Origin of the sequence: Alcaligenes sp. 13f, from assembly GCF_020496585.1 — a bacterium.
GTDB lineage: Bacteria > Pseudomonadota > Gammaproteobacteria > Burkholderiales > Burkholderiaceae_B > Alcaligenes > Alcaligenes phenolicus.
This window is the reverse complement of record NZ_JAHKKC010000004.1, coordinates 17,348-41,638: the sequence shown is the minus strand read 5'-3', so window position 1 is coordinate 41,638 and position 24,291 is coordinate 17,348. Positions and strand designations below refer to the sequence as shown.

20 protein-coding genes are annotated in these 24,291 nt (G+C 56.9%); 13 read left to right on the top strand and 7 right to left on the bottom strand.

What is annotated here, in order from left to right; translation table 11 throughout:
• Positions 1–3: 3 nt before the first annotated feature.
• Positions 4–1,491 carry a chlorohydrolase family protein gene (locus KOE80_RS04120; RefSeq protein WP_226348420.1) on the bottom strand — a complete coding sequence of 496 codons (1,488 nt, stop codon included), beginning with the start codon at positions 1,489–1,491 and terminating at the stop codon, positions 4–6.
• 117 nt (positions 1,492–1,608) lie between these two features.
• Here KOE80_RS04120 and KOE80_RS04115 point away from each other — a divergent pair, with 117 nt between their 5' ends.
• Positions 1,609–2,514, top strand: a complete 906-nt coding sequence (locus KOE80_RS04115) for a LysR family transcriptional regulator (RefSeq protein ID WP_226348419.1) — start codon at positions 1,609–1,611, stop codon at positions 2,512–2,514.
• A 49-nt stretch (positions 2,515–2,563) separates the two neighbouring features.
• Here the strand turns inward: KOE80_RS04115 and KOE80_RS04110 are convergent, their stop codons facing one another.
• Entirely contained in the window at positions 2,564–3,877 is a 1,314-nt protein-coding gene (locus tag KOE80_RS04110) for a short-chain fatty acid transporter (protein WP_088452202.1), read from the bottom strand.
• Positions 3,878–4,240: 363 nt separating this feature from the next.
• On the opposite strand from KOE80_RS04110, the gene KOE80_RS04105 reads away from it, so the two are divergent.
• Genes KOE80_RS04105 through KOE80_RS04090 form a run of 4 tightly spaced genes read left to right on the top strand, consistent with a single transcriptional unit; the run spans position 4,241 to position 9,182 of the window.
• The gene (locus KOE80_RS04105; RefSeq protein WP_035273513.1) at positions 4,241–6,286 is read left to right on the top strand and encodes a TonB-dependent receptor plug domain-containing protein; all 2,046 of its coding nucleotides are present in this window, start codon (positions 4,241–4,243) and stop codon (positions 6,284–6,286) included.
• Between the two features lie 39 nt (positions 6,287–6,325).
• Positions 6,326–7,405 (top strand): ABC transporter substrate-binding protein, encoded by a 1,080-nt coding sequence (locus KOE80_RS04100; RefSeq protein WP_226348418.1) that lies wholly within the window; start codon positions 6,326–6,328, stop codon positions 7,403–7,405.
• Positions 7,402–8,418, top strand: coding sequence for a FecCD family ABC transporter permease (locus KOE80_RS04095; protein WP_060186720.1), 1,017 nt, complete (start codon positions 7,402–7,404; stop codon positions 8,416–8,418). Before KOE80_RS04100 ends, KOE80_RS04095 begins: the two co-directional genes overlap by 4 nt.
• Positions 8,415–9,182 (top strand): ABC transporter ATP-binding protein, encoded by a 768-nt coding sequence (locus tag KOE80_RS04090; RefSeq protein WP_226348417.1) that lies wholly within the window; start codon positions 8,415–8,417, stop codon positions 9,180–9,182. The genes KOE80_RS04095 and KOE80_RS04090 overlap by 4 nt, the downstream gene beginning before the upstream one ends.
• A gap of 15 nt (positions 9,183–9,197) precedes the next feature.
• Here KOE80_RS04090 and KOE80_RS04085 read toward each other — a convergent pair whose 3' ends face one another.
• Positions 9,198–9,758 carry a MarR family winged helix-turn-helix transcriptional regulator gene (locus KOE80_RS04085; protein WP_009460842.1) on the bottom strand — a complete coding sequence of 187 codons (561 nt, stop codon included), beginning with the start codon at positions 9,756–9,758 and terminating at the stop codon, positions 9,198–9,200.
• A gap of 290 nt (positions 9,759–10,048) precedes the next feature.
• Between KOE80_RS04085 and KOE80_RS04080 the strand changes: the two genes are divergently transcribed.
• From KOE80_RS04080 to KOE80_RS04065, 4 genes are all read left to right on the top strand, one after another.
• A complete protein-coding gene (locus KOE80_RS04080; protein ID WP_083054534.1) occupies positions 10,049–11,020 on the top strand; it encodes an amidohydrolase family protein in 972 nt (323 codons plus the stop codon).
• A gap of 2 nt (positions 11,021–11,022) precedes the next feature.
• The gene (locus KOE80_RS04075; RefSeq protein ID WP_226348416.1) at positions 11,023–11,847 is read left to right on the top strand and encodes an alpha/beta fold hydrolase; all 825 of its coding nucleotides are present in this window, start codon (positions 11,023–11,025) and stop codon (positions 11,845–11,847) included.
• 83 nt (positions 11,848–11,930) lie between these two features.
• The gene (locus KOE80_RS04070) at positions 11,931–12,983 is read left to right on the top strand and encodes a 2,5-dihydroxypyridine 5,6-dioxygenase (RefSeq protein ID WP_115634384.1); all 1,053 of its coding nucleotides are present in this window, start codon (positions 11,931–11,933) and stop codon (positions 12,981–12,983) included.
• Positions 12,970–13,593 carry an N-carbamoylsarcosine amidohydrolase gene (locus tag KOE80_RS04065; protein ID WP_121739520.1) on the top strand — a complete coding sequence of 208 codons (624 nt, stop codon included), beginning with the start codon at positions 12,970–12,972 and terminating at the stop codon, positions 13,591–13,593. Before KOE80_RS04070 ends, KOE80_RS04065 begins: the two co-directional genes overlap by 14 nt.
• 1,234 nt (positions 13,594–14,827) lie before the next feature.
• Here KOE80_RS04065 and KOE80_RS04060 read toward each other — a convergent pair.
• From KOE80_RS04060 to KOE80_RS04045, 4 genes are all read right to left on the bottom strand, one after another.
• On the bottom strand, positions 14,828–15,346 hold the full coding sequence (locus KOE80_RS04060) for an aromatic-ring-hydroxylating dioxygenase subunit beta (protein WP_115634382.1): 519 nt from the start codon (positions 15,344–15,346) through the stop codon (positions 14,828–14,830).
• Positions 15,347–15,359: 13 nt separating this feature from the next.
• Positions 15,360–16,649 carry an aromatic ring-hydroxylating dioxygenase subunit alpha gene (locus KOE80_RS04055; protein ID WP_009460850.1) on the bottom strand — a complete coding sequence of 430 codons (1,290 nt, stop codon included), beginning with the start codon at positions 16,647–16,649 and terminating at the stop codon, positions 15,360–15,362.
• A 66-nt stretch (positions 16,650–16,715) separates the two neighbouring features.
• On the bottom strand, positions 16,716–17,993 hold the full coding sequence (locus tag KOE80_RS04050) for an NAD(P)/FAD-dependent oxidoreductase (RefSeq protein ID WP_115634381.1): 1,278 nt from the start codon (positions 17,991–17,993) through the stop codon (positions 16,716–16,718).
• Between the two features lie 31 nt (positions 17,994–18,024).
• Positions 18,025–18,339, bottom strand: a complete 315-nt coding sequence (locus KOE80_RS04045) for a non-heme iron oxygenase ferredoxin subunit (RefSeq protein WP_009460854.1) — start codon at positions 18,337–18,339, stop codon at positions 18,025–18,027.
• Between the two features lie 382 nt (positions 18,340–18,721).
• Here KOE80_RS04045 and KOE80_RS04040 point away from each other — a divergent pair, with 382 nt between their 5' ends.
• Genes KOE80_RS04040 through KOE80_RS04025 form a run of 4 tightly spaced genes read left to right on the top strand, consistent with a single transcriptional unit; the run spans position 18,722 to position 24,270 of the window.
• The gene (locus KOE80_RS04040) at positions 18,722–19,819 is read left to right on the top strand and encodes a TRAP transporter substrate-binding protein (RefSeq protein WP_226348415.1); all 1,098 of its coding nucleotides are present in this window, start codon (positions 18,722–18,724) and stop codon (positions 19,817–19,819) included.
• A 24-nt stretch (positions 19,820–19,843) separates the two neighbouring features.
• Positions 19,844–22,246 carry a xanthine dehydrogenase family protein molybdopterin-binding subunit gene (locus KOE80_RS04035; protein ID WP_226348414.1) on the top strand — a complete coding sequence of 801 codons (2,403 nt, stop codon included), beginning with the start codon at positions 19,844–19,846 and terminating at the stop codon, positions 22,244–22,246.
• Complete coding sequence (locus KOE80_RS04030; RefSeq protein WP_009464042.1) at positions 22,243–23,079, top strand: FAD binding domain-containing protein; 837 nt, start codon at positions 22,243–22,245, stop codon at positions 23,077–23,079. The genes KOE80_RS04035 and KOE80_RS04030 overlap by 4 nt, the downstream gene beginning before the upstream one ends.
• Before the next feature lie 3 nt (positions 23,080–23,082).
• Complete coding sequence (locus KOE80_RS04025; protein WP_226348413.1) at positions 23,083–24,270, top strand: xanthine dehydrogenase family Fe-S subunit; 1,188 nt, start codon at positions 23,083–23,085, stop codon at positions 24,268–24,270.
• The last annotated feature ends 21 nt before the right edge of the window (positions 24,271–24,291 follow it).

Genomic DNA, 24,291 nt, shown 5'->3' with positions numbered 1-24,291 from the left:
TTTTTATAGATGTGTGCAGCGGCTGATGGGGCACATATCTTGCGCACTGCGTTTGAGCTGATCCCAGTCCTGCAGGCTGGGCCAGATGTCTTCGGCAAAGTCCTGAACCTGACGGCGCAAGGCTGGCAGATCCACCTCCGGTATGACGCCGTCTCGCATGCTGATTCTGCCATTGCAGATCACGGTGTCCACGTCGTCGCCGATGCCGCATTCAATCATGCTGCGGATAGGGTCCCAAATTGGGCCATAGCGCAGCACGTCGCTGCGGCCGATCCGCACCAGAATCATGTCCGCACGGGCATTGGCAGCCAGTCTTCCCAAGTCTTCCCGGCCCAGGGAGCGCGCTGCTGCCACGGTGGCGGCTTCAAATACCTCAGCCGCACTGGCAGCGGTCAGGTCATGGCTCATGACTTTCCCGTGGTAGGACGCGGTACGCATGTTCATGAACATGTCGCGCGGGTAGGTATCGCTGCCGATGGTGATATTGACTCCTGCCTGGCGATACGCTTTCCAGTTATCCAGGGTGCGAGCCCGGCGCACAATATTGACCGGGCAGTGTGAGATGGATACCTTGTTCTGTCCCATTAAACCCAGGTCGTCTCCACCCGAATAATTCATTTTTGGGTTATTGGAGATCAGGTTGGCATGGCCAATATTCAAGGTGGGACGTAGCATTCCGACATGGTTCAGCAGCTCGATAGGAGTGAAGCCGTGTTCGCGTACGGTCTCCATGAACTCGATCACGTTGTAGCCAGCATGTGTGGCCATAGGTAGCTTCAACTCATCGGCCGCACGTACCGTTTGACGTAGCAAGTCCAGGCTGCAGTTTTCAATTTCCCGTGGGACCAGGATGCCGTGAATCAGGTCGGATTCATGGGCTTGTGCACGGCGAATAAATGCCAGGGCATCCTGGAAGAGCTGCTCGCCCTGGTCTGGATAGGGAATACGTTCAAGCTGACCTTTATCATCGGACTGCCATCGACCACTATCGTAGCCAGGGCCCAGGTATCCACGAATACCTAAAGCCTCGCATTGAGTCCACAATGCCTCCTGGACAAGCACGTGTCCCCCCAGCTCTACAAAGGTGGTGACGCCGTTGCGCAGCAGCTCGGCTGCGGTAAAGGCTGCATGCAGAGCGATACCGGGGTCTTTTGCTGCTTGCTCCTGATCCAGATAGTTGGGGTAGCCGCGTATTTGTGTACCTTGGCGTGCAATGGTCACGTCCATGTAAGGCTGGCCGAATAATGCAGGGCGGCCACCGTCGGCCAGAAGCTTGTGCAGTGCCCGATGACCGGAGTGGACATGGGTATCAATAAAACCAGGAGCCAGCACGCTGTCAGGTGCTTCAATGATCTGGTCCACATGCCCGTCGTAACGAGTGCCCACGTATATGATATGTTCGCCTTCGTAGACGAGCTGGCCGTGGTCGATCACGCAGTGGCGTCCTTGTTCGAATGCAATGACCCAGCGCGCTTTAATCAGAGTCCTCATGGGGTTTCCTGTGGTAGTAAGTTGTTGAACTAGTGTCGGGGAGGCCTGAAAACGAGGCAATTCCGTATTGGAATGATTGATTAGGCTGAAATGGAAATACGTGAGCAGGGGAGTGAGATGAAGAATCTGGATTTGGTCTCGTTGCGTACTTTTCTTGCTGTGTTTCGAGAAGGAAATGTCAGCCGTGCCGCGTTGACGCTGGAGTCCAATCAGTCCACGGTAAGCAAGGAAATCGCGAAGCTGCGTTTGTATTTTGGTGATGCCTTGTTTTTGCGGACGGCACAAGGTGTCGAGCCCACCCACAAGGCGCGCGCTTTGGCGCCCCGTATTGAGCAGGCCTTGAGCTTGCTGGATGATTTGTTGCAGACCGACAAGGAGCGGCTTGAACCATCCAGTCTGGATGTACGTTTTCGGGTGGCGACGACGGAATATTTGTCTTATTTGTTGATCCCGGCCTTGACAGCACATTTGCAGCTGCATGCTCCGCGGTGCAGCCTGGAAGTCCTGGATATGGCGGATTTGGGGGCTGAAGACTGGCTGTTGGGCGGGCGAGCTGACCTGGTGCTTTCATCGTCGGCAGCTGTGTCCTATCCGTTGTTTCGCCAGGAGCTTTTCCATGACCGTTATGTGGTGGTGATGCGATCTTGTGGGCGTAATGGCCAGGCGATGGACTTGAATGAGTTTTGCAGACGCAGCCACATTGGGGTGCCTGGTCATAACGGCGGCCGTGAGCGTCGTTTGGCTGATGCTTTGCAAACACGTCAATTACAGCGGCAAGTACAAGTTAGCCTGCCTCATTTTTTGGCGGTTCCCGGCGTGTTGGAGCGTACCGATTTTGTAATCAGTTTGGCTGAACGCATGGCTCGTCTGCTATGTGCCGGGCACAAGCTGGATGTGCTGGATCATCCTTTGGATTTAGCCCCGTTTTGTGTGTACCAGATTTGGCATGAACGCACGCGTGCCAGTTTTGCCTACGCATGGTTCCGGGAGCAAGTCAGCCTCGTCTGCAGTGAGCTGTCATAGCAAAGGGCCCGCAGTTAGCGGGCCCTTTTACTTTTATTGCTGGGTGGGTTTACAACCAGGTCAAACCAATCGAGATCACAATACCCGAGACAATCAACTGAATCAGGCAAAAGCCCATGATGTCCTTGGCTTTCAGACCGGCAATAGCCAATACCGGCAAGGCCCAGAAAGGCTGCAGCATATTGGTCCAGGAGTCGCCCCAGGCAACGGCCATGGCGGTGCGCGCCATGTCCGCATCCAGAGCCTGTGTGGCAGCAATCACGACCGGGCTTTGTACGGCCCACTGGCCACCGCCCGAGGGCACAAAGATATTGACCAGACCGGCGCTCATGAAGGTCCAGAAGGGCAGGGTGGTCGCCGTGGCAAAGGACACCATCCACTCGGACAGGCTGGCAGCCAGACCGGAGTCGATCATGATGGCCATGATGCCTGCGTAGAAGGGGAACTGAATCACAATCCCGGCACCGCCGCGGATGGCTTCATCCAGGCTTTTCAGCAGGCGGCGAGGGGTGCCATGCAGCAAGATGGCCAGAATCAGGAAGGTGAAGTTGATCACGTTCAGATTCAGGGTCGCACCGCGCAACACGTAGTAGTCAAACAGGTAGGCCAGGCCAGCGACACCAATCACGATGGAGATCAGACGGCTGTTTTCCAGACGGTCTGCTGGACGATCGGTGGTCTGGTTGACGTCGTCTGGCGTGTCTTCCAGCAGCTTGGGGTCGACGTAAATACTTTCCTTGTCACTGGGCAACATCAAACGGTTGATCAGTGGCACCAGAATGAACAGGGCGATCACAATGGCCAGGTTAAAGAAGGCGAAGATGGTGTCGGAGGTCCCGATGATGCCGATCTTGTCTTCAGAAAAGTGGCCCGAGGTGGCAATGGTCAGTGGTACAGAACCGGCCAAGCCACCGTGCCAGACCAGAAAGCCGGAGTAGGCACTGGCAACCAGCAAGCGGTAGTCCACGCGGACCTGACGGGCCAGCTCTTTGGCGAATAGGGCACCGACCACCAGGCCGAAACCCCAGTTGATCCAGCTGGCCGCCAGTGACACCAGGGTCACCAGAATGATGGCGGAACCAGCCGAACGGGCCAGCGAGGCCAGGCCACGCAACCAGCTTTTTACCAGTGGCGTGCTGGCCAGCATGTGACCGGTCAGCAAGACCAGCAGCATTTGCATGGCAAAGGTCAGCAGGCCCCAAAAGCCATTACCCCAATATTGGACGATCTCCATGGGAGAGCGTTGCTCAAACGCCATGGCCGCAATACCGGCAATCAGTGTGAGCAGGATGACGAAAATATACGGATCGGGTAGATAGCGTTCAACCAGGCGGACCGAACCGCGCGTCATGGCTTTAAACATAAATTGTGCTCCTGTGGATTTGCGCCAGTATTTGCGCGGGTCCTGATGTCTTGGGATCGTTTGGGTGCCCGTTTGTGCAGGCACCTTGCTGGCAGCATTTTGATGTAAATGCTCAGTACAGCCGTATTGTTGGCGAGAAGCTGCAAATTGGGAAGACGGGAAAACCTGAACCTTAAAGTTTCTGGCTAGTTGTTGTTCTTCGTTATATGCTTTACTATATAGCGGTGTTTTCGAAAGAACCATCACTCATCGCTCGATGATGGGTTCTATTTACGGGCCCCCTGGGGTCCGTTTTTTTTTGTGCCGCATCTTTGTGTGGCGTCAGTTCATAAATCAATTAGAAAGATCGAATAGGGAAGGGGAATGAGACATCAGTCCAAACGCGCCACAGCAGCGCGTCATCAGTCCGTCTGTTTTGTGCCGCGCGCATTGGTCTTGAGCATGATGGGGGCCTTGGCAGTTAGCCAGGCTCAGGCTCAGGAAAACAATGACCGCGTGTTTCAACTGGGCAAAGTGGTTGTTCAGTCCAGCCTGGATCGCGAGGCTCCGTTGGGGGAGAGCGCAGTCAGCCAGAAAGAAATGCAGGCTTTTGATTTGCGCGATGTGGGTGCCGCCGTTAGTGTGCAACCCGGCGTGACTGTGTCGGCGGGCGGTGCCCGTAACGAACAGATGGTCTATGTGCGTGGTTTTGATTCTCGTCAGGTGCCTTTGTTCCTGGACGGTATTCCACAGTACGTGCCGTACGACGGCTATGTGGACTTTACCCGCTTCACCACCATGGACCTGAGCGAAATTCGCGTGGCCAAGGGTGCAGCTTCCTTACTGTATGGCCCCAACATCATGGGTGGTGCCATCAACCTGGTTACCCGCAAGCCCGTCAAGGAGTTTGAAGGCGAGTTCCGCGCCGGTTACGCCACGGGCGATCAACGCTACAGTGCCTTGAACGTGGGTACCAACCAGGGCTTCTGGTATTTGCAAGCGGGCCTGTCGTGGTCGGGCGAGCGTACCTTCCCGCTGGGGCGTGGCTTTGAAGATCAAAAAGCACGTCCTACCGATACCGGCGGCATGCGCAGTAATGCCTCGCAAATGGACAAGAAAGCGTCTTTTAAATTGGGTATCACGCCCAATGCGACGGATGAGTACGTTATTGGTTACGTGAACCAGAAAGGTCAGAAAGACAATCCGGTCTATACCGGCGTGAACGATGCCAAGCTGGGTCAACGCTACTGGCGCTGGCCATATTGGGACAAGGAAAGCCTGTATTTCCTGAGTTCCACCCAGATTGGCGAGAGCAACACGATCAAGACCCGCGTGTACGAAGACAAGTACAAGAACGGTCTGGATATGTATAGCGATGGTCAATACGCGACCCTGACTGGCCCGACCAGCGAGTACACGGACCGTACCCGTGGTGCTGCTCTGGAGTGGGTCAACACCAGCCTGGACAATCACGAGCTGCATTTTGCCTTGCACTACAAGGAAGATCAGCACCGTGATCCCAAGCCATCGGGCACTGAGCACTATAAGGACGTGACCACGTCTCTGGCGTTTGAAGACCGTATTGCTTTGGGTGAGCTGTGGCAGTTGCGCGTGGGTGCCAGCCACGAACGTCGCAAAGCCAAAGAAGCGCACAACTTTGAAACCGGCGATACCGATGCCACCAACGGTTTGCTGGAGCTGGGTTACGACTGGAGCGATGCCATGCAGGTCTACGGTAGCGTGGCTTACAAGACTCGTTTCCCCACGATTAAAGATCGCTACTCCAGCCGCATGGGTTACGCCCAGCCCAACCCGGATCTGAAACCCGAGCACGCCATTCATTACGAGCTGGGCTTGCGCGGTCAGCCATGGGAAGGTGCACAGCTGGAATCGGCGCTGTTCTTGAGCCAGGTGCGTGACATGATTCAAAGCACGGTTATTCAGGCTCCCGGTTGTGACAAGTACCGTCCAGTGGGTTTTTGTGATCAGGCCACCAACGTCGGCAAGGCTCGTCAAATGGGTCTGGAGCTGTCTTTGCAGCAGGAGTTTTCTGCTCATTGGTCGGCAGGCCTGGCGTACACATATTTGAATCGTCGCAACCAGTCTGACCCGGACGTCAAACTGGTGGATACACCCAATCACCGCCTGTTTGCTCACCTGAGCTGGAAGCCCACTGCGCAGTGGGAAGTGATGGGTTCGGTGGAAACCGAAAGTGGCCGTTACTACTCCTATGCAAACAATAAGGGTGATCAGATCTACGAAAAAACACCGGGCTTTGCCTTGTTGGGCTTGAAGGGTATCTGGCGTCCGAATTCGGACATCACCCTGGAAGCCGGTGTGCGTAACCTGGGCGACAAGCTGTATCAATACAAAGAAGGCTACCCCATGCCCGGACGTGTCTGGTTTGTGGGCGGAAGCTATCGTTTCTAAAGCCGTGCTGTTATTGGCAGTTAAAAGAGGAAGGGCGGGATGAAGCGTCGTGACATATTGCGTGCCTTGGCGGCACTGCCGGTTTTGGCGCCTCATGCCCGTTTGCTGGCCCGGTCCGAGCAGGCCGGGACCAGCCGCTCTATCAGCTTGCATGTCAGTGTGGCGGGCAAACTGCCTGATCCGGCTCAAGTGGGGCGGATAGTGGCAGCCGGTCCGCCCGCTTCTGTGCTGGTGTATTGCCTGGCACCCCACGCGCTTTTAGGTTGGCCTTTTCAACTGGCTCCTGCTGCACGCAGCATGATGGAGGCCGCTGGTTTTTCCTTGCCGTATCTTGGCCGTCTGGCTGGTCGGGGCAGTACCTTGTCCCTGGAAAGCCTGCTGGCCTTGAAGCCTGATATGGTCGTGGATATAGGCGATGTGAATCCCTATTACGAGTCTGCCGCCAAATCCGTGCAAGAGCAGACGGGCGTGCCTTATGTCTTGCTGGATGGTCGCCTGAACGACAGCCCCGCGCAGTTGCGTCAGGCAGGTCATATCCTGGGGCAGGCCGAGCGCGGCCAGCAACTGGCCGTGCGTGCACAAGCGATTCTGGATACCGCACATCAGGCCGCCAACCCCCGCGCCAAAGGCTTGAAAGCCTATTTGGCACGCGGTAACGATGGTCTGGAAACCGGCATGGGTCAATCCATTCATACCGAGGTGCTGCGGCTTTGCGGTTTGACGGTGATGGGGGACGAGAAAACCGATAATCGCCTGGGCCGTATTTCCTACGAACAATTATTGGCCTGGGACCCAGACATGCTGTTTGCTCAGGATGATGCTTTCTTTGAGCTGGCCCGTACTCAGGCTCCCTGGAATCAGCTCAAGGCAGTGAAGGAAGGACGCTTGTACCGCGTACCCGCCTTGCCCTTTGGCTGGCTGGATGGCCCGCCGGGTATCAATCGTCTGGCCGGGGTGATCTGGCTTAATGCCTTGCTGGAAGGCAGTGCTGCCATGCCACGCATGTATTCAGAGTTGCAGGAGTTTTACTCGGCTTTTTACGGCATGTCCTTGAGCGACGAGCAGGTCAAGCGATTGGTACAAGGGCTGGACCCGCTGGGTTCTCAGCAAGGCGCATGAAGTCAGGTTTGTCCTACGGGCTATTGCTGCTTTTGCTGGGGCTGGTTCTGGCCGTATTGGTGGTGTTTGCCCTGGGGCAGGGGGCGTATCCCTTGTCCGGAACAGAAGTGCTGCGCGCCTTGGTCGCCGGTTTTGGTAGCGATCCAGAAGCGGGGCAGAGTCAGGCCGTACGCGTGGTCTGGGATTTGCGTCTGCCACGTATTGCAGCGGCTTTGCTGGTGGGGGCGGCGCTCTCGACCGCAGGCGCGGCGTATCAAACCATGTTTCGCAATCCACTGGTTTCACCCGATATCCTGGGTGTGTCCTCGGGTGCAGGTCTGGGAGCAATTCTGGCCATTTATTTGAATTTCTCCTTGTTCGGCGTGCAGATGGCGGCCTTTGTTGGCGGCCTTCTGGCGGTGGGCATTGTCTTGAGCCTAGCGCGCATGCTACGCCATCATCCACCTATTCTGATATTGGTCCTGGCCGGGATGGCGGTGGGCACCTTGCTGGGTGCCGCCCTGTCGCTGATCAAGATCCTGGCCGACCCCTACTCTCAATTGCCCTCCATGACCTTCTGGTTATTGGGAGGTTTGAGCGCCGTACGTTCCTACGAAGTCTGGCCGGCTGCGCTGATGGTATTGGCGTGCATCGTCCCTGTCTGGCTTTTGCGTTGGCGTATCAATGTCCTGGCGCTGCAAGATGAGGAGGCCCGCTCCTTGGGCATGCCCGTCTCTGCCTTGCGTTGTCTGCTGATCGTTTGCGCGACCTTGATGACGGCGGTGTGCGTGGCTCTGGCAGGAATTATAGGTTGGGTCGGTTTGCTGATCCCGCACGCGGCCCGTTTATTGGTTGGCCCGGACTTCTCCCGTCTATTGCCCGTTTGCTTGTTGGTGGGCGCCGCCTTCCTCTTGTTAACCGATACCTTGGCACGAAGCATAGGCACGCTGGAATTGCCCTTGGGTGTGCTGACGGCCTTGGTGGGTGCTCCCGGCTTCTTGCTGTTGCTGGCTCGTGGTGCGAGGCAGCGATGAGCGGGCAAGGCTTGGAAGCGATTGATCTGGCTGTAGGCTACGGGCGCAAGCAAGTCGCCAGTAATTTGAATCTGCGCGTACAGACCGGGCAGGTCGTTTGTTTGCTCGGGCCCAATGGCAGCGGTAAGTCCACCTTGCTGCGCACCTTGCTGGGCCTGCAGCCGCCTTTAAAAGGGCAGGTGAAGGTGCAGGGCAAGCCCCTGGAGCAATGGAGTGCGCGTGCCCTGGCCAGACAACTGGCCTATGTACCGCAAGCGCAGGAGTCGGCCTTTGCCTTCACGGTAGAACAATGGGTCCTGCTGGGTTGCGCCAGTGAGCTGGCCTGGTACACCCAACCTCGGGCCGCCGACCGGCAATGGGTAGGCGTTTGCCTGGAACGGTTGGGCATAGGGCAGCTAGCTCAAAAGCGCATTGATCAGATCAGCGGGGGAGAGCGCCAGCTGTGCGGGATTGCACGGGCCTTGGCGCAGCGTTCGCAGTTCTTGATCATGGACGAACCCGCCTCCAGCCTGGACTTCGCGAATCAATTACGGGTGCTGGATCAAGTCTCGCACTTGCGTCAGGAAGGTCTGGGTGTGCTTTTGTGTACGCATCAACCCGAACATGCGGCCCGCGTGGCGGACTGGGTGATCTTGTACCGGGATGGGGGCATATTGGCGCAGGGACAGCCCCGCGACATGCTTAGTCAGGCCAGTTTGCGCCAGCTGTACCAACTGCCAGCGCATGCCTTTGAACTACCTGATTGGTATGCGCGAGGGGCCTGAGGCCCCCCGAGCTTCTCACATGTTTTTCAAGGCAGCACGACCATATTGGTTGTTGTGCTCCACTACACGCGTCAGCATGGTCATAAAGGTCTGGCGCTGCTTGGCGGTCAGTGGGTCCAGCAGTCGTTCCTGGGCGCGGTTCATGCCAGCACTGATTTCCTTCATCGCCGCCAATCCTGCTTCGGTGATGTAGGTCTGGCGAGAGCGGCGGTCTTCGGGGTTGATACGGCGTCCCAGCAAACCTTTTTCCTCCAGCCTGCGGATGACATCGGCCGAGGTGGTGCGATCCAGCCCCAGCTCGTAGCCGATCGTGGTTTGATCCAGCCAGGGTGAACCCATCAACACGGACAGGACACCGTGCTGGACAGGGGTGAGGTCACTTTTGCACTCCTCGTAAAACATGGCGTAGTGAATCTGGTTAAGACGGCGGACCAGAAAACCAGGCCGGGACCACAGTTTGCGTCGATACAGCTCGGCATTTTCTTCTTCCACTGGACCCAGGATTTCGGCCTCGTCGGCTTCCAGTCGTTCTTCTTGCTTTAGCTCGGCGTGATTCTTCATGGATAAGTCAGTCATCGATTGAGTGGCCTTCAGCCCGTTGCCAACAAGGCAGCACACTGAAAGCGGGACGACCTGCAAAGGGTACGGCTGCAAGGTCGGCGTCTACAAGGAAAGCAGGGCTACGCTAACGTGAACAAAAGCCCTGATTTCTGATTTGCAGTCATTTCTACAGGCGCTGTCCACGCCCCAAAGTATATGTGATTTCCCGACTTGCTGAAAACAATAATAATCAGCATACTGATAGATATTGTTGGGGGGTCAAACGATTGACCTTATGTAAATCAATAATTTAGGGAAAATTTACGGTGAAACGTATTAAAAAAATAGCACTGGAGGAGCACTTCAACGCCGTTGGCTTTGAGGATTATTCCAAGGCCTTTGTCAAACATATTGACAGTGCCGACGCGCGTGAACTGATGGCTCGTTTGCATGACTTCGACGCCCAGCGTCTGGAGGTGATGGATCGTGCCGGTATCGAGTACGTTGTGCTGTCGCAGACTGGCCCTGGGGTACAGGTGGAAAAGGATGTGTCCGTCGCTATCGAGCGTTCACGTCAGAACAATGATTTCCTGGCGCAGCAAATTGCACGCCATCCCGATCGTCTGGGCGGCTTTGCCACTTTGCCCATGCAAGACCCGGCTGCTGCCGCGCAGGAATTGACGCGTGCGGTGCAGGATCTGGGCTTGAAAGGCGCTTTGGTTAACGGTCACACGCATGGCGTGTACTACGATGGCCGCGAATATGATGCCTTCTGGGAAACGGTGCAGAAGCTGGATGTGCCGTTCTATCTGCACCCCTTTGATGCTTATGAAATGCCGCACGCTTACACGGGCCACCCGGAGCTGATGGGTGCAACCTGGGGCTGGGGCGTGGAAACCGGCACCCACGCGCTGCGCATGTTGTTCGGTGGTGTGTTTGACCGTTGCCCAGACGTGAAGTTGATTTTGGGTCATATGGGTGAAGGCTTGCCGTTCCAGCGCTGGCGCTACGACAGCCGCTTTGCCGTGTACCCACATGGCGTGACCTTGAAGCGCAAGCCTTCCGAGTACATCGGCAGCAACATCCTGATCACTACTTCGGGTGTCTGTTCTGCCCCAACGCTAATGGGCGCAATTGGTGAAATGGGTGCTGAAGCCGTGCTGTTCTCGGTTGATTACCCTTACGAATCCACTGAGCTGGCCGCTGATTTCATCGAGGCAGCGCCTATGGATGACAACACACGCGAGCTGGTTTGCTACGGCAATGCGGCCCGTCTGTTCAAGCTGGACCGGAGCTAAGCATGAGCACATTTCTGTACGGCGCTCATGTGCACGCCAATGGCATTCGTCAGCATTACCTGCGTTTTGGTGGTTCCGTTGGTGGGCGTGACCAGCGTCCTGCCGTCATCATCGTTCCCGGCATTACCAGCCCGGCGGTGACCTGGGGTTTTGTGGGCGAGCAGTTCGCCAAGCACTTTGATACCTACATTCAAGACGTGCGTGGTCGCGGTTTGAGCGAAGCGGCTGAAGGCATGGATTACAGCCTGGATGCGCAGGCGGATGACTTGATCGCCTTGGCTCAAGCGCTGGGCCTGAAGGACTACATCGTGGTTGGTCACTCCATGGGTGCCCGCATTGGTTTGCGTGCCGCTCACAAGAACAGCGAGGGCCTGAATCGTCTGGTGATGGTTGATCCGCCAGTGTCTGGCCCAGGTCGTCGCGCTTATCCCTCCAAGTTGCCCTGGTACGTGGATTCCATGGCGATGGCTCGCAAGGGTTGCACGGCTGAGGATATGCGTGCCTTTTGCCCGACCTGGACCGAAGAGCAATTGCAATTGCGTGCCCAGTGGCTGCACACCTGCCATGAGCCTGCGATTCTGGCCAGCTTTGAGGGCTTTCATACCGACGATATTCATGTCGACTTCCCGCATTTGACCGTGCCTGCCTTGCTGATGACAGCCGAGCGTGGTGACGTGGTGCGTGACGAGGATGTGGCCGAGATTCAGCAGCTGGCCCCTGGCGTTCAGCACGTTCGCGTGCCTGATGCCGGTCACATGATTCCTTGGGATAACGAAGCAGGCTTTTACGAAGCTTTCGGTGATTTCCTGGGCCAGCGCTTGGTGTGATGTTGAGCAGGGGCCGCCAAGGCGGCCCTGTCGTGATTAGGCATGTCGGTTTGAAGCCGAGGTGTCTCACTAGGAGAGACAAAATGGCAGTGAGTGATTATCAACTTATCGAAGCATGGCAAGAGGTTCTACGTCTGTCCAAGCTGCAAGCAGGTCAAACCGTGACCCTGCTGACCAGCTCCACGACGAATCAGCAAACCATGCAGTGTGCGCAGATCGCGGCCCAGTCCATGGGCGCGGTGGTAAATCGTCTGGATCTGTTGCCTGTGAATGCAGAAAAGGCACTGAGCCGGGATTCTTTGGCTTATCTGGGCACGACGCCTTTGACGGGTAATGAGGCGGCAATCGCGGCTTTGAAGGCCAGCGATCTGGTGCTGGACTTGATGACTCTGTTGTTCTCGCCCGAGCAGATTGACATTCTGAAGTCGGGCACGAAGATTCTGCTGGCCGTGGAGCCACCGGAGATTCTGGTTCGCACTGTGCCAACGGAAGCGGATCGTGCGCGTGTGACAGCGGCTGCGGGGCTGATTAAAGCGGCCAAGGAAATGAGCATTACGTCTCCTGCCGGTACCAATCTGCGTTGCCCGCTGGGTGAGTTCCCCGCGATTCGTGAATACGGTTTTGTAGATGAGCCCGGTCGTTGGGACCACTGGCCTAGTGGCTTCGTGCTGACCTGGCCGAACGAGCTGGGCACTAACGGCACCATTGTGATCGACAAGGGCGACATCCTGCTGCCGCAGAAAAAGTATTCCTCCGAGCAGATTATTTTGACGGTGGAGAATGGTTACGCCACGAAGATCGAAGGCGGCATTGAGGCGCAATTATTGGACGAGTACATGAAGTCCTTCAATGACCCCGAAGGCTACGCTATCTCGCATATCGGCTGGGGTCTGCAACCACGTTGCCATTGGTCCACACTGGGTCTGTACTCGCGTGAAAACACCATTGGCATGGATGCCCGTGCGTTCGAGGGTAACTTCCTGTTCTCCCTGGGCCCGAACAATGAAGCTGGCGGCAAGCGCACAACCGCATGCCACATTGATATTCCTTTGCGCAATTGCACGGTCAGCCTGGATGGCCGCGCTGTCGTGCGTGATGGCAAAGTACTGGACGGAGGCGTTGGTGAGTACGAATGAGGGAGCGGTTTACGCTCAACAAGGGTTTGGGTCGACATTGGAGCCTAAAGCTCCTTACGGCTTGTTGATTATCGATCTGGTGAATGGCTTTGCTGACCCGGCGGTGTTTGGTGGCGGCAATATTCCTGAAGCTATCGAGAACACACAGAAGCTGTTGGCAACGGCGCGTGAACAGGGCTGGCCGGTGGCTCACACCCGCATTGTGTATGCCGATGATGGCGCTGATAACAATATCTTCAGCATCAAAGTCCCCGGCATGCTGGGTCTGACTGAAGACGCGCACAACAGCCATATTGTGCCGGAACTGGCTCCCGCACCTGGTGAGTTCATCGTTCGCAAGAACGTGCCTTCGGCCTTCTTTGGTACGCCCTTGGCGGCGTGGCTAACGCAACGTGGTGTGCAAACACTGCTGGTTGCCGGTGCTGTCACCAGTGGTTGTGTGCGTTCCAGCGTGGTCGATGCGATGCAACTGGGTTTCCGCCCCCTGGTGGTATCGGATTGCGTGGGTGACCGTGCGATTGGCCCTCACGAGGCGAACCTGTTCGATATGCGTCAGAAGTACGCCACCGTGGCAACACGTGAAGAGGCGATGACGTTGATCGGTCTTTAAAGTTGTTCAAGCTCTTGAGCTTTCGAGAAGAACGATGTGTTTCATCACGACCTGGATGGGCGTCCGCGCTTGATGAGACATGATTCGTCGTTAACAAGTCTGTGTTGATAGCCTTGTAATTGAGTATCGATGGTCTGCCGCTTGGGGGCGGGCTATCGGACCTGTGCCCCTGGAAGCCGTATGGCTCTCGGGGGCTTTTTTATGTCTGCTAGCGTTGTGGGTTTGCAAGGATTGCGGTGTCAGGGCTTTCTTCTGGACGTGCCGTTTGGGCTTTGCGTAAGAGGGGTGGATAGTTTTCTTGTGAGGCCCGTGTGCGGCTTGTCTTGGCGGGTCCCTTGCCCACGCTGCGCGTGGGTTCCCTTGTCAGAGTACCAGGGCGGGCGGGTCGTGAACTCGGAGCGCGGTTTGTCCCCCGGACAAACCGCAAGCGTGCTCCTCAAACAGCACGACCCTTGCATCCCACCCCGGCACTCTGCCCGCGGCAAGGGCCCTGACTCGCCCGCCAAGCCGCACACGGGCCTCACAAGAAAACAAGCAACATTGTTTAAAGCCCAAACGACACTGGCAGAGGTGGGATGAAAAGTACGGGTGCAGATTGAATGGGTGGAGAAAGGAAGGGAGGGGGGCTGAAGAGCAGAACGATAGGCGCTTAGGAAATGCAGAAGAGCAAGGCACGAGGCCCTGTTTGTTCAAAGAGTCCGTAAGAGATTGGTAGATAAAAAGCCATTGTGAGCCGTTCAGTCGGCCTGCTGGGGTGTCAGGGCGGATCAGAGTACTTGCCGCGGGCAGGAGATAGCGTAGGGGTGCAAGCATCCTGCTGATTGAACCCGACGCTTGTACTTGGTCCGGGGGACCAAGTACCGGGTGAGTTCAGGATGCGCCCGTAGCTATCTCCTGACAAGGGCACCGGTGCGCAGCACCGGCAAGTGCTCAGCCCGGACACCCCAGCAGGCCGACTGAATGGCGTTTTCACAGAGACTTCTTTTACCCCCGGTCCCCTGATTAACCTTAATTCCCTCCAGGCTTGATAGGCCCCCAGAACCTGCGCTACCAGCCCTAAAGCCTCATATCTCTGACGTTGCGCCAGGCATCAGCCCTTTGCCCCAATAAATAAGCAAAAAAAAGCACCCCTCAACAAAGAAGGGTGCTCAAAGGAATCAGAAGACCTTCTGACTCAAGTGGCTCGGAAACAGCACACAAAAAACAGTTTTAAAACCAGAAGCAAACCCCGGACTTAGACCGGAAACACCAGATCATTCGCCAGGATGGACGTATCAAAAATCACCTGACGCTCCTTGAGCATCAACCGACCCTCCACACGCGTGAACGTATCGAAATAATTACCCACCAGATGCACCGTGGAAGGCCCTTCCACCAAGGTCTGCATCAGCATGAAATTGCCCTCGGCCTCAATATCGCCATTATCCTCCTCGCTGATCACGCGCACATCTGTGACCAGATGCAGCATGTAGCGCGGGGCATACATCTGCGTGCGGGCAATAGCCACCGCACGATCGTGCATCATGTCGCGCCCTTCGGCATAGACCAGACCTACCGGCAAATTCAGATCCGCGTTCTCGCGTGAAGTGACTCGGTAAACCGCGTCCTCCACAAAAAACATGGGCCAGTCCTCAACATTGCCACGATCCAAAGTGGCACAGTACTCGGCATTGAAAAGCTCAATTTCCGCCTTTAACGCCAAAGCACGCTCAACAGAAACCTGGGCGGGTTTGAAAGAAAAATCCATTTTCATAAGTCAGCTCGTCTTACAGATCCATCACTTGGCGGTAGTACTGGTACATGGAGCGAATAGCCGCTTCCGAGATCAGCGTATTGGACGTACCCAGCTTGCTTTCATCCAGCTTGATGATGTTCACCTCGCTGCTGGAACGACGTACCCCTTCCTGCACAAATTTCATGGCCTCGTTGTCTTCCAGACCCAGGAAACCGGCAGGACCCATCAGGTTGCCCTGACGCAGACGGTGACGAGTCATCTCCTCGGTATCGTCCTCATAGCCAAACATGGTCCATTGCATGATCAGACTGTTGGGGCCATTGGGCACGATCTGACGCACACCCAAGGTGTTCATCTCGCGCTGAACAATCAGGTTGGGCCAGATCGTCTGCATGGTCACCGACCACGGCGAATCAAACTCCTTGACGTAGTCCAGGAAACGCTCATCGCGCAAACGCATATCGTCCACAAAGGAACGCATTTCCTTCTTGTTGTCCTCACTGACCTCGGCGTACTTGTCCTCGGACTTGGCCGAAGCCATATAGCCATGACGACCATGCACAGGGTCCACATACATCTGCGACTTGTTGCCCGCTACCAGCAGACCGAACACCACCAGGAAAGAGTGCAGCAAGGTCGCGTGGTAAGGATCTTTCAGGTTCTCGTGGTACATCTTCCAGTTGCAAGGCAACTCGTTACGGTAGTAACCCAGAATCTTCAGCTTCTTGCCGGGAAACACCGCCTCGAAATCCTTCAGAATTTCAGGCGTCAGGTATTCCGTAATAGGCTCGACCTTGTCGCTGTAGGACGCAAAAATGACGCCGTTGTGCGTGGTCACATGCAGCTTTTTCAGACCATGCTCGGAGTTCTTGAAGCTGCGCGGCATGCCGCCTTCTTTATTCGCACCGCGCTTGAAAGGAATCCCTTGCAGATCACCCTTCAGGCTGTAAGACCACTGGTGATACGGGCACACAAATTCATTGGTATTGCCCTGATTGTGGCGGCAGAACTCGGCACCACGGTGTGCACAGCGGTTTTCAAATACGTTGATACTGCCATCTTCCGCACGAGCGACGACCACTGGCGTGGAACCCACATACGAGCGCTTGTAGTCGCCCGAATCGGGAATTTCCGCCTCCAGGGCCACAAAGTTCCAGGTGTCACCATGGAAAATGCGTTCCATCTCGCGGTTGTAAATGTCGTTGCTGGTGTAGACCCAGTCCGGAATGGTGTTGAGCACGTCCTCGGGCCAGGTGCATTCCTCGACAGGGCGGTCTTTGGACCCGACCGTCTGGCCTATCACCGTTTGCGTCTGATACATGGGGTTCTCCTCTGATAACTCTTTAATGATTCGTGATGACGAGGCGGCGCAGGCCGCTTCTCTTTCTTAGACTTGGGCTGTACGAGCCGCTTCTTTCACGTACTGGCGCAGCTTGGTGGCCGGGTCCAGCACGATGGCCGGGTCCACAGGCAAGTTCTGTTCCATGACGCTGCGCAAAGTGCGTAGATCCGCGCCGGCATTGACGCCAATTGCGTGTCGCAAATGCTGGCCTTCAAATGCCAGCAACATGAAGCTGATGGCATCGCCCTGGCTGTCCATGACGCCGCGTACCTGATAGTTCAGATCCGGGCTGCCTTGGCCCAGCATTTGAATGTTGCAACCGAGCACATCCGTCCAGAACCAACTGACAGGTGCAGCAGGAGCATCCTGCCCGGCAATGGCGTGGGCCACCTGACGGGCTTGCTCGTTGGCGTTCTGCCAGGATTCGGTGCGCGTGCGCACGGCGGTATCGGGGCAGATCTGTGTGGCGCAATCGCCAGCGGCATAAATGCCCGCCACACTGGTGCGGCCCTGGCGATCCACAATAATCCCGGCCGTCATATCGTCTACCGCGATACCACTGGCCCGCGCCAAGGCGGAGTTCGCGCTCAGACCGGCGGCCACAATGGCCAGATCGCCATTCAGGATCTGACCATCATTTAGTTCCAGCTGAACGGGGTGCTCGTTTTCTGCCGCAAAGTGGGCCTGACGCACACCCTGACCCAAGCGCACGGTGATGCCTTGCGACTCGAAGCGCTCCAGCAACCATTGCGACAGCAGGGCAGGGGCGTTGCGGGCCAGCAGACGTTCATTCGCTTCAATGATGGTGACCTGTGCGCCAGTTTCACTGGCAGTTGAAGCCAGTTCCAGACCCATGAAACCGCCACCAATCACCAGGGCGCGCAAACCGGGTTGCAGACGAGCTTGCAGGCTCAGGGCATCGTCCAGCGTGCGCAGATACAGGGCGTTGGCCTGGCTGGCGGGCAGCAGAGCCAGTTCGCGGGCCGCGCCGCCTGTGGCCAGCACCGCGTGGTCAAAGCTCCTGGTCTGGCCATTGCTCAGGCTGGCCTGACGCGTGGCGCAATCCAGAGACTGCACGCTGGTGCCCAACAAGAGTTCAATATTCTGTTCTTGATAGAACTCGGCTTTTTGCAAAAACACGCTGTCAGTGGTCGCGCTGGACTTGAGCACGTCTTTGGACAGGGGCGGGCGTTCGTAGGGAAGGTGAGTTTCATCCCCTACCAAGGTGATGCTGCCGCTAAAGCCCAGGCTGCGCAGTTCGCGCGCCAGCACCGAAGCCGCTTGGCCAGCGCCGATGATCAGTACGGAAGTGTGGTGTGCCATGATGTTGCAGGTCTCGTCAGCAGAAAAAAGCTCAGGCCTGACTGAAGTCGGCCAGAATATCGTTGCCTTCAATGCGCAGCGGGTAGACCTTGATGTCCACCGTGGCAGGGGCGTTCATCGCCTTGCCGGTGCGCAAACAGAACTTGGCCTGATGCAAAGGGCATTCCACGCAACCGTCCTCCAGATAGCCGTCGGACAGCAGGGCATATTGGTGGGTACAGACGTTGTCGGTCAGGTGGAACTCGTCATCCAGTTTGTGCAGGGCCAGTTTCTTGCCTTCCCACTCGATTGCCAGGGACTCTTCGTTGTCGATGGCATCAGTTTCGGAAATTTTTATCCAGTTCAAAGTTGTCTCCGGGTTGTGCTTTCAATTAGTCAGTATACTGTATAAATTATAAAATCAAATATCGTTTTTATAAGGGATTGCGCTAGTTGAGGCTTAAGCTATTGATGATGCTTTCCTTTATCTCATCAAGGACATGCGTCAGTAGTTTCCCTGCTTGACCAAAAATTAATTAATCAGCACACTTACTATTATCGAAGCGGTGAATGTCAATTTCATAGTGTGCTGACACTGCTTGGAACGTCCGTCTGGCCCCTCGGGGGGGACGGTTTGGCAAGGTTCGGGCAGTTGCTGTCGGGGCTGCAAGCCAGACTGGCGGGCAAACTACCCAGACCCCTATCGAGCAAGGGGTGTAAATACATTAAAAAATACAAAGAGGTGAGTGATGGAGCGTCGTAGTTTTCTGCTGAAATCGGCAACGGTTGCGGGTGCGGGTTTGGCAGCCGTAGCCGCCCCTGCAATTGCGCAGAACAGCCCCACCGTACGCTGGCGCATGTCTACCGGCTGGCCCAAAAGCCTGGACACCATTTATGGTTCGGCCGAAGCGTTGTGCAAACGTGTCAGCGAACTGACTGAAGGCAAGTTCGAAATCCGCGCTTTCCCCGGTGGCGAGCTGGTGCCTTATGCCCAGAACATGGATGCCATCAGCAACGGTACGGTCGAGTGCAACCACGTGCTCAGTACCGCTTTTGTGGGCAAGAACACCGCCGTAACGTTTGATACCGGCTTGTCCTTTGGCATGAACGCCCGTCAGCACAATTCCTGGGTGCACTTTGGTGGTGGCCTGAAATTGCTGCGCGAAATGTACAGCCAGTACAACATCGTGAACTTTGTAGCCGGTAATGTGGGCGTGCAAATGGGCGGCTGGTTCCGCAAGGAAATCAAGGATCTGGACAGCCTGCAAGGCCTGAAAATGCGTATCGGTGGCATCGGCGGCATGGTGCTGTCCAAACTGGGCGCCGTGCCCCAGCAGATTCCTCCTAGCGATATTTACTCCTCGCTGGAAAAAGGCACGATCGACGCGGCCGAGTGGATTGGCCCTTACGACGACGAAAAGCTGGGCTTGAACAAAGTCGCTCCTTTTTACTATTCCCCCGGCTGGTTCGAGGGCAGTGCGTCCTTGACCACCATGGTCAATAAAGATGCCTGGGAAGCCTTGCCATCCAACTTCAAAGCAGCATTCGAGACGGCCTGTAATGAGCAGACCATGCTCAGCCTGGCCAAGTACGATGCCTTGAACCCCGGCGCTCTGCGCAAGCTGGTGGCCGATGGGGCCAAGCTGCGTTACTTCCCCAAGGACGTCATGAAGGCCGCTTACGACAAGTCCCAGGAACTGTGGAAGGAACTGTCGGATAGCAACGCCGATTTTGCCAAGATTTATCCAAGCTGGAAGGCCTTCCAGGAGCAGGAGGCCAGTTGGTTCCGGGTTGCTGAAAGCGCCCTGGACAACTTCACCTTCAGCGAGTTGGGCAAGCGCAGTTAAGCAGCACATTCTTAAGGTAGTGAAATGAGTCAGCACAGTCACCCGTCAAGCCTGGGTGGCCAAGGAGTGGGTGCGCGTATTCTTCGCAAGGAGGATGCGCGCCATCTCAATGGCCGGGGCAACTTCATCGGAAACATGACCATGCCGGGGCTGCAGGAAGTCGCCTTCCTGCGCAGCCCCATGGCGCATGCCCGAATCCGTCAGATCAATATTGAAGACAGCGCACGTGCGCAGGTTATTACCCGCGCCGATATGCCGGACTGTCTGGATATTTACGCCGCTTCCACTTTGCCCAGTTACCAGGCCTCCAGCATGCCGCCGCTGGCCTCGGGCAGTGTGCGTTATGTGGGCGAGCCGGTTGCCATGGCCTTTGGTGAAAGCCGCGCCGTGGCCGAGGACGTTCTGGAGGAGATTGAAGCGCTGTACGACGAACTGCCGGTTTACGGCAGTGTGCCGGCCTCGCTGGCCGCGCAGGGTGATCTGCTGCATGAAGGCTGGCAGGATAATGTGTTTGTGACACTGCGCTCGGACGTGGCCTTTGAAGAGCATGCCGCCCGTGCCGATCGCGTGATCGAGCACTCGGTCAGCCTGTCACGTCAGTGCATGTTGCCGATGGAAGGCAAGGCCGTTCTGGCCTATTGGGATTTCCAGGCCGATCAACTGGTGGTGTATTGCGGCAGTCAGATTCCGCATATGCACCGCACTGGCATTGCCCAGTTCCTGGGTATGGATCAGGCGCAGGTTCGTGTGATTTCCCCCGATGTGGGCGGCGCTTTTGGTTATAAATGCGTGCTGCATCAGGAAGAGCTGTGCGTGGCCTGGTTGGCCAAGACCTTCCGCAAGCCCTTTCGTTTCATGGAAGACCGCCGTGAGCACTTGATTGCTGGCGCCAATACCCGTGAACACCAATACCGCCTGAAAGCACACATCAGCAATGAAGGCCGCCTGCTGGCGTTGGATGCTGAAATTGATATTGATGGTGGCGCTTACTCGGTCTGGCCCTTTACCGTGGGTTTGGAAGTAGGCCAGGCCCTGGGCAACTTGCCCGGTCCTTACGATTTTCGTGGCTACCGCTGCCGCACACGCGGTGTGGGCACCAACAAACCAGGCTTCATGCCGTACCGTGGCGTAGCCCGTACGGGTGTCTGCCTGGCCATTGAACAGATGATGGATCAGATCGCCCTGGCGGTCGGCAAGCCCTCCTGGGAAATTCGCTTGATGAACCTGGTGCAAGGCGAGCAAATGCCTTACGTCAACGTGGCCAACAAGCACTACGACTCGGGCAACTATCCAGAAAGCCTGCGCCGCGCTCTGGCTGCGGTGGATGTGGAGGCTGTGCTGGCTCGTCAGGCCAAGGGTGAGCCCGATGGTCGCCTGATTGGTCTGGGTGTGGCTTCTTATACCGAGCAGTCCGCACACGGTACGTCCGTGTTCGCCAGTTGGGGCACTGCGGTGATTCCGGGTTTTGATCAGGCTTTTGTACGCATGACCCCGGACGGTGGGCTGGAAGTGCGTGTGGGTGTGCACTCGCACGGCCAGGGTATGGAAACCTCGTTTGCCCAGATCGCCAGCGAAATTCTGGGTATTCCCGTGGCCAAGATCAAAGTGGTGCACGGCGATACGGGCCGCACGCCATTCTCTACCGGCACGTATGCCTCGCGCTCCCTGGTGATGTCTGGCGGTGCGGTGTCCAAGGCCTGTAAAGAGCTGCTGCCGCGCGTGCGCAAGATTGCCGCGCATATGCTGAAAACTGATGTGGACAGCATGCAGCATCAAGGCGATATGTTCAGTGCCGAGGGCCGTCAAATCAGCATCGCCCAAGTGGCGGATGCCTGGTACATCAATCCGCAGCATTTGCCCGAGGACGTGGACCCGCAAGGTCTGGAGCTATCCGTAGGCTACAAACCCAAAGTCGATACCGGCAGCTTCACCTACGCCAGCAATGCCGTGGTGGTGGCTGTTGATCCAAAGACTGGCGGGGTGGAAGTGCTCAAGTACGTGGTGGTGGAAGATTGCGGCGTCATGATCAACCCCATGATTGTGGAAGGCCAGACCATAGGCGGGATTGCCCAGGGGATCGGCACCGCCTTGTACGAAGAAATGCCTTACGACGAGTTTGCTCAGCCGCTGGCATCGACCCTGGCAGACTACGTCATGCCCGGTGCCTGCGAGGTGCCCAATATTCATATCGAACACATGGAAAGCCCATCGCCCAATACCGAGTTTGGTGCCAAGGGCATGGGCGAGGGCGGAGCGATTGCACCTCCTGCCGCCATCATGTCGGCCATCAATAATGCTTTGCGCTCCACGGGAGCACAGGTCTCACATACCCCCGTGACACCGCATCGACTGCTAAGCGCTATTCGCGCTGCAGCACAGCCCGCCAATCAGCAAGATAAACAGCCCGTGTCGGAGGTTCAGGCATGAAGGCCGCCAAGTTTGAGTATGAACAGGCCCAGAGCCTGAAACAGATCCAGGACGCTTATGGCAGCGACCCTTCTGCCGTGCGCTTGATGGGCGGTAGCCAGTCCCTGGGCCCCATGTTGAATCTGCGTCTGGTGCGCCCTGCCCGAGTGCTGGATGTGTCGGCAGTGCCCGAGCTGCGACAGGTAACGGCCAATAAAGGGCAAGTGCGTATCGGCGCTGCTGTGACTCACGCCCAGATTGAAGATGGCATTCACGAACTGCTGCGCGGCCACATGATGCAGAAAGTGGCAGGCCGCATTGCTTACCGGGGTGTGCGTAATCGCGGCACCTTGGGTGGCAGCCTGGCCCATGCGGACCCGGCGGCAGACTGGGTGCTGACCTGTGCCGCCCTGGGCGCACGCATCAATGTGCGTGGAACCCAAGGCAGCCGTACGGTTCCCATGAGCGAATTCATGCTGGCCGCCTACACCACGGTGCTGGAAGCCGGTGAGTTCATCGAGTCTGTGGATGTGCCTGAAGTGTCCGGTTCGGCCCGTTGGGGTTATTACAAATTTACCCGCAAAGTGGGCGAGTTTGCCGATGCCAGTTGTGCCTGCTACTTCGACCCGGCCACGCGCACGGCGCGCGTAGTGATCGGTGCCATGGAAGGCGCACCGCGCTCCTTGCCCGAGCTGGCCGTGAACGTGGCTGCACAAGGGGCCGCCGTCCTGGAAGGGGACACGATTGCAGCGGCCTTGCAGCCGTATCTGGCACAACGGGATGAAGCTCATCAGGTGCTGTTCCGTACGGTAGTAGAGCGCAGCCTGAAGCAAGCGCTGGGTGTGAAAGGTTAAGACATGGCAGAAATCTCGATTCAAGTTAACGGCCGTCAGCAAAAGCATGAGGCCGAACCGCGCACCCATCTGGGTGATTTCATCCGCGAGAAAAGCCGTTTGACCGGCACCAACCTGAGCTGTGAACACGGTGTGTGCGGCGCATGTACGGTGTTGGTGGATGGCCGTCCAGTGCGCTCCTGCATCACTTTTGCCGGTGCTTGTGATGGCCACGAAGTCACCACCGTGGAAGGCTACGATGACGATCCGATCATGAGCCGTCTGCGTACGGCTTTCTCGGAAAAACACGCCTTGCAATGCGGCTTCTGTACGCCTGGCATGTTGGCGACCAGCCGCGACATCGTGCTGCGTTTGCCCGATGCAGACGAAGCCCGTGTGCGTATTGAGTTGTCCGGCAATATTTGTCGCTGCACCGGCTATCAAGGCATTACAGCCGCCATTCTGTCCGTGCTGCAAGCCCTGCGCGATCAGCCCGATGCCCAGGTAGAAGCCTTGCGCGCTGCCGTGGTGCAGAACGTGCAGCAAGACTGGAACCAGAACGGCTTTACGACTTTTGAAGCGGTACAGGAAGAAGTGCAGACGCCCGCTCCGGTGGCCGCTGCTGCACCTGCCGCGTCCGGTAGTGCCGACAAGGGCAAGGGTCAGGCCATTCAAGGTGGTTTCGATGCCCGTTTCCCGGCCGATCAGGTTTGGGCTTTCATGAAGGATTTGCCCAAAGTGGCGGGCTGTCTGCCCGGCGCGATTATCGAGTCCCAGGAAGGGGCCACGGTACAGGGCAAGATCGCCATCAAATTTGGCCCCATGTCGGCTGCCTTCAAGGGTAATGCCACGTTGGAAGAGGATAACGAACGCCGTGCTGCCGTGCTGCGCGGTGAGGGCGTGGACTCCTTGAGCCAATCGCGTGCCCGTGGCGATGTCAGCTTTCAGGTCAAGCCGGATGGCGAAGCGCGCAGCTGCGTGGAAGTGGAGCTGGTGTATTCGCTGCAAGGGCCACTGGCGCAGTTTTCGCGCTCCGGGCTGGTTCAGGATTTCGTGCGCCGCATGATTGCGGAGTTCGGCAAGAACGTGAACCTGCGCCTGGAAAAACCGCTGGCCGAAGGCGAAGAGCCGGTGGTGGCCGAGTTCAATCCGGTCAAGATGTTCTTCAGCATTTTGTGGGACCGCTTCAAGGGACTTTTCCGGCGCTCATAAGCGCATAGACGACGCAAGACG

Excerpts from the sequence above, each read along its gene's own strand:
- KOE80_RS04025 (WP_226348413.1), top strand. The coding sequence starts at position 23,083 with ATGGCAGAAATCTCGATTCAAGTTAACGGCCGTCAGCAAAAGCATGAG.
- KOE80_RS04090 (WP_226348417.1), top strand. The coding sequence starts at position 8,415 with ATGAGCGGGCAAGGCTTGGAAGCGATTGATCTGGCTGTAGGCTACGGG.
- KOE80_RS04060 (WP_115634382.1), bottom strand. The coding sequence starts at position 15,346 with ATGAAAATGGATTTTTCTTTCAAACCCGCCCAGGTTTCTGTTGAGCGT.
- KOE80_RS04100 (WP_226348418.1), top strand. The coding sequence starts at position 6,326 with ATGAAGCGTCGTGACATATTGCGTGCCTTGGCGGCACTGCCGGTTTTG.
- KOE80_RS04115 (WP_226348419.1), top strand. The coding sequence starts at position 1,609 with ATGAAGAATCTGGATTTGGTCTCGTTGCGTACTTTTCTTGCTGTGTTT.
- KOE80_RS04070 (WP_115634384.1), top strand. The coding sequence starts at position 11,931 with ATGGCAGTGAGTGATTATCAACTTATCGAAGCATGGCAAGAGGTTCTA.
- KOE80_RS04035 (WP_226348414.1), top strand. The coding sequence starts at position 19,844 with ATGAGTCAGCACAGTCACCCGTCAAGCCTGGGTGGCCAAGGAGTGGGT.
- KOE80_RS04120 (WP_226348420.1), bottom strand. The coding sequence starts at position 1,491 with ATGAGGACTCTGATTAAAGCGCGCTGGGTCATTGCATTCGAACAAGGA.
- KOE80_RS04050 (WP_115634381.1), bottom strand. The coding sequence starts at position 17,993 with ATGGCACACCACACTTCCGTACTGATCATCGGCGCTGGCCAAGCGGCT.
- KOE80_RS04055 (WP_009460850.1), bottom strand. The coding sequence starts at position 16,649 with ATGTATCAGACGCAAACGGTGATAGGCCAGACGGTCGGGTCCAAAGAC.
- KOE80_RS04030 (WP_009464042.1), top strand. The coding sequence starts at position 22,243 with ATGAAGGCCGCCAAGTTTGAGTATGAACAGGCCCAGAGCCTGAAACAG.
- KOE80_RS04075 (WP_226348416.1), top strand. The coding sequence starts at position 11,023 with ATGAGCACATTTCTGTACGGCGCTCATGTGCACGCCAATGGCATTCGT.
- KOE80_RS04110 (WP_088452202.1), bottom strand. The coding sequence starts at position 3,877 with ATGTTTAAAGCCATGACGCGCGGTTCGGTCCGCCTGGTTGAACGCTAT.
- KOE80_RS04040 (WP_226348415.1), top strand. The coding sequence starts at position 18,722 with ATGGAGCGTCGTAGTTTTCTGCTGAAATCGGCAACGGTTGCGGGTGCG.
- KOE80_RS04085 (WP_009460842.1), bottom strand. The coding sequence starts at position 9,758 with ATGACTGACTTATCCATGAAGAATCACGCCGAGCTAAAGCAAGAAGAA.
- KOE80_RS04105 (WP_035273513.1), top strand. The coding sequence starts at position 4,241 with ATGAGACATCAGTCCAAACGCGCCACAGCAGCGCGTCATCAGTCCGTC.
- KOE80_RS04095 (WP_060186720.1), top strand. The coding sequence starts at position 7,402 with ATGAAGTCAGGTTTGTCCTACGGGCTATTGCTGCTTTTGCTGGGGCTG.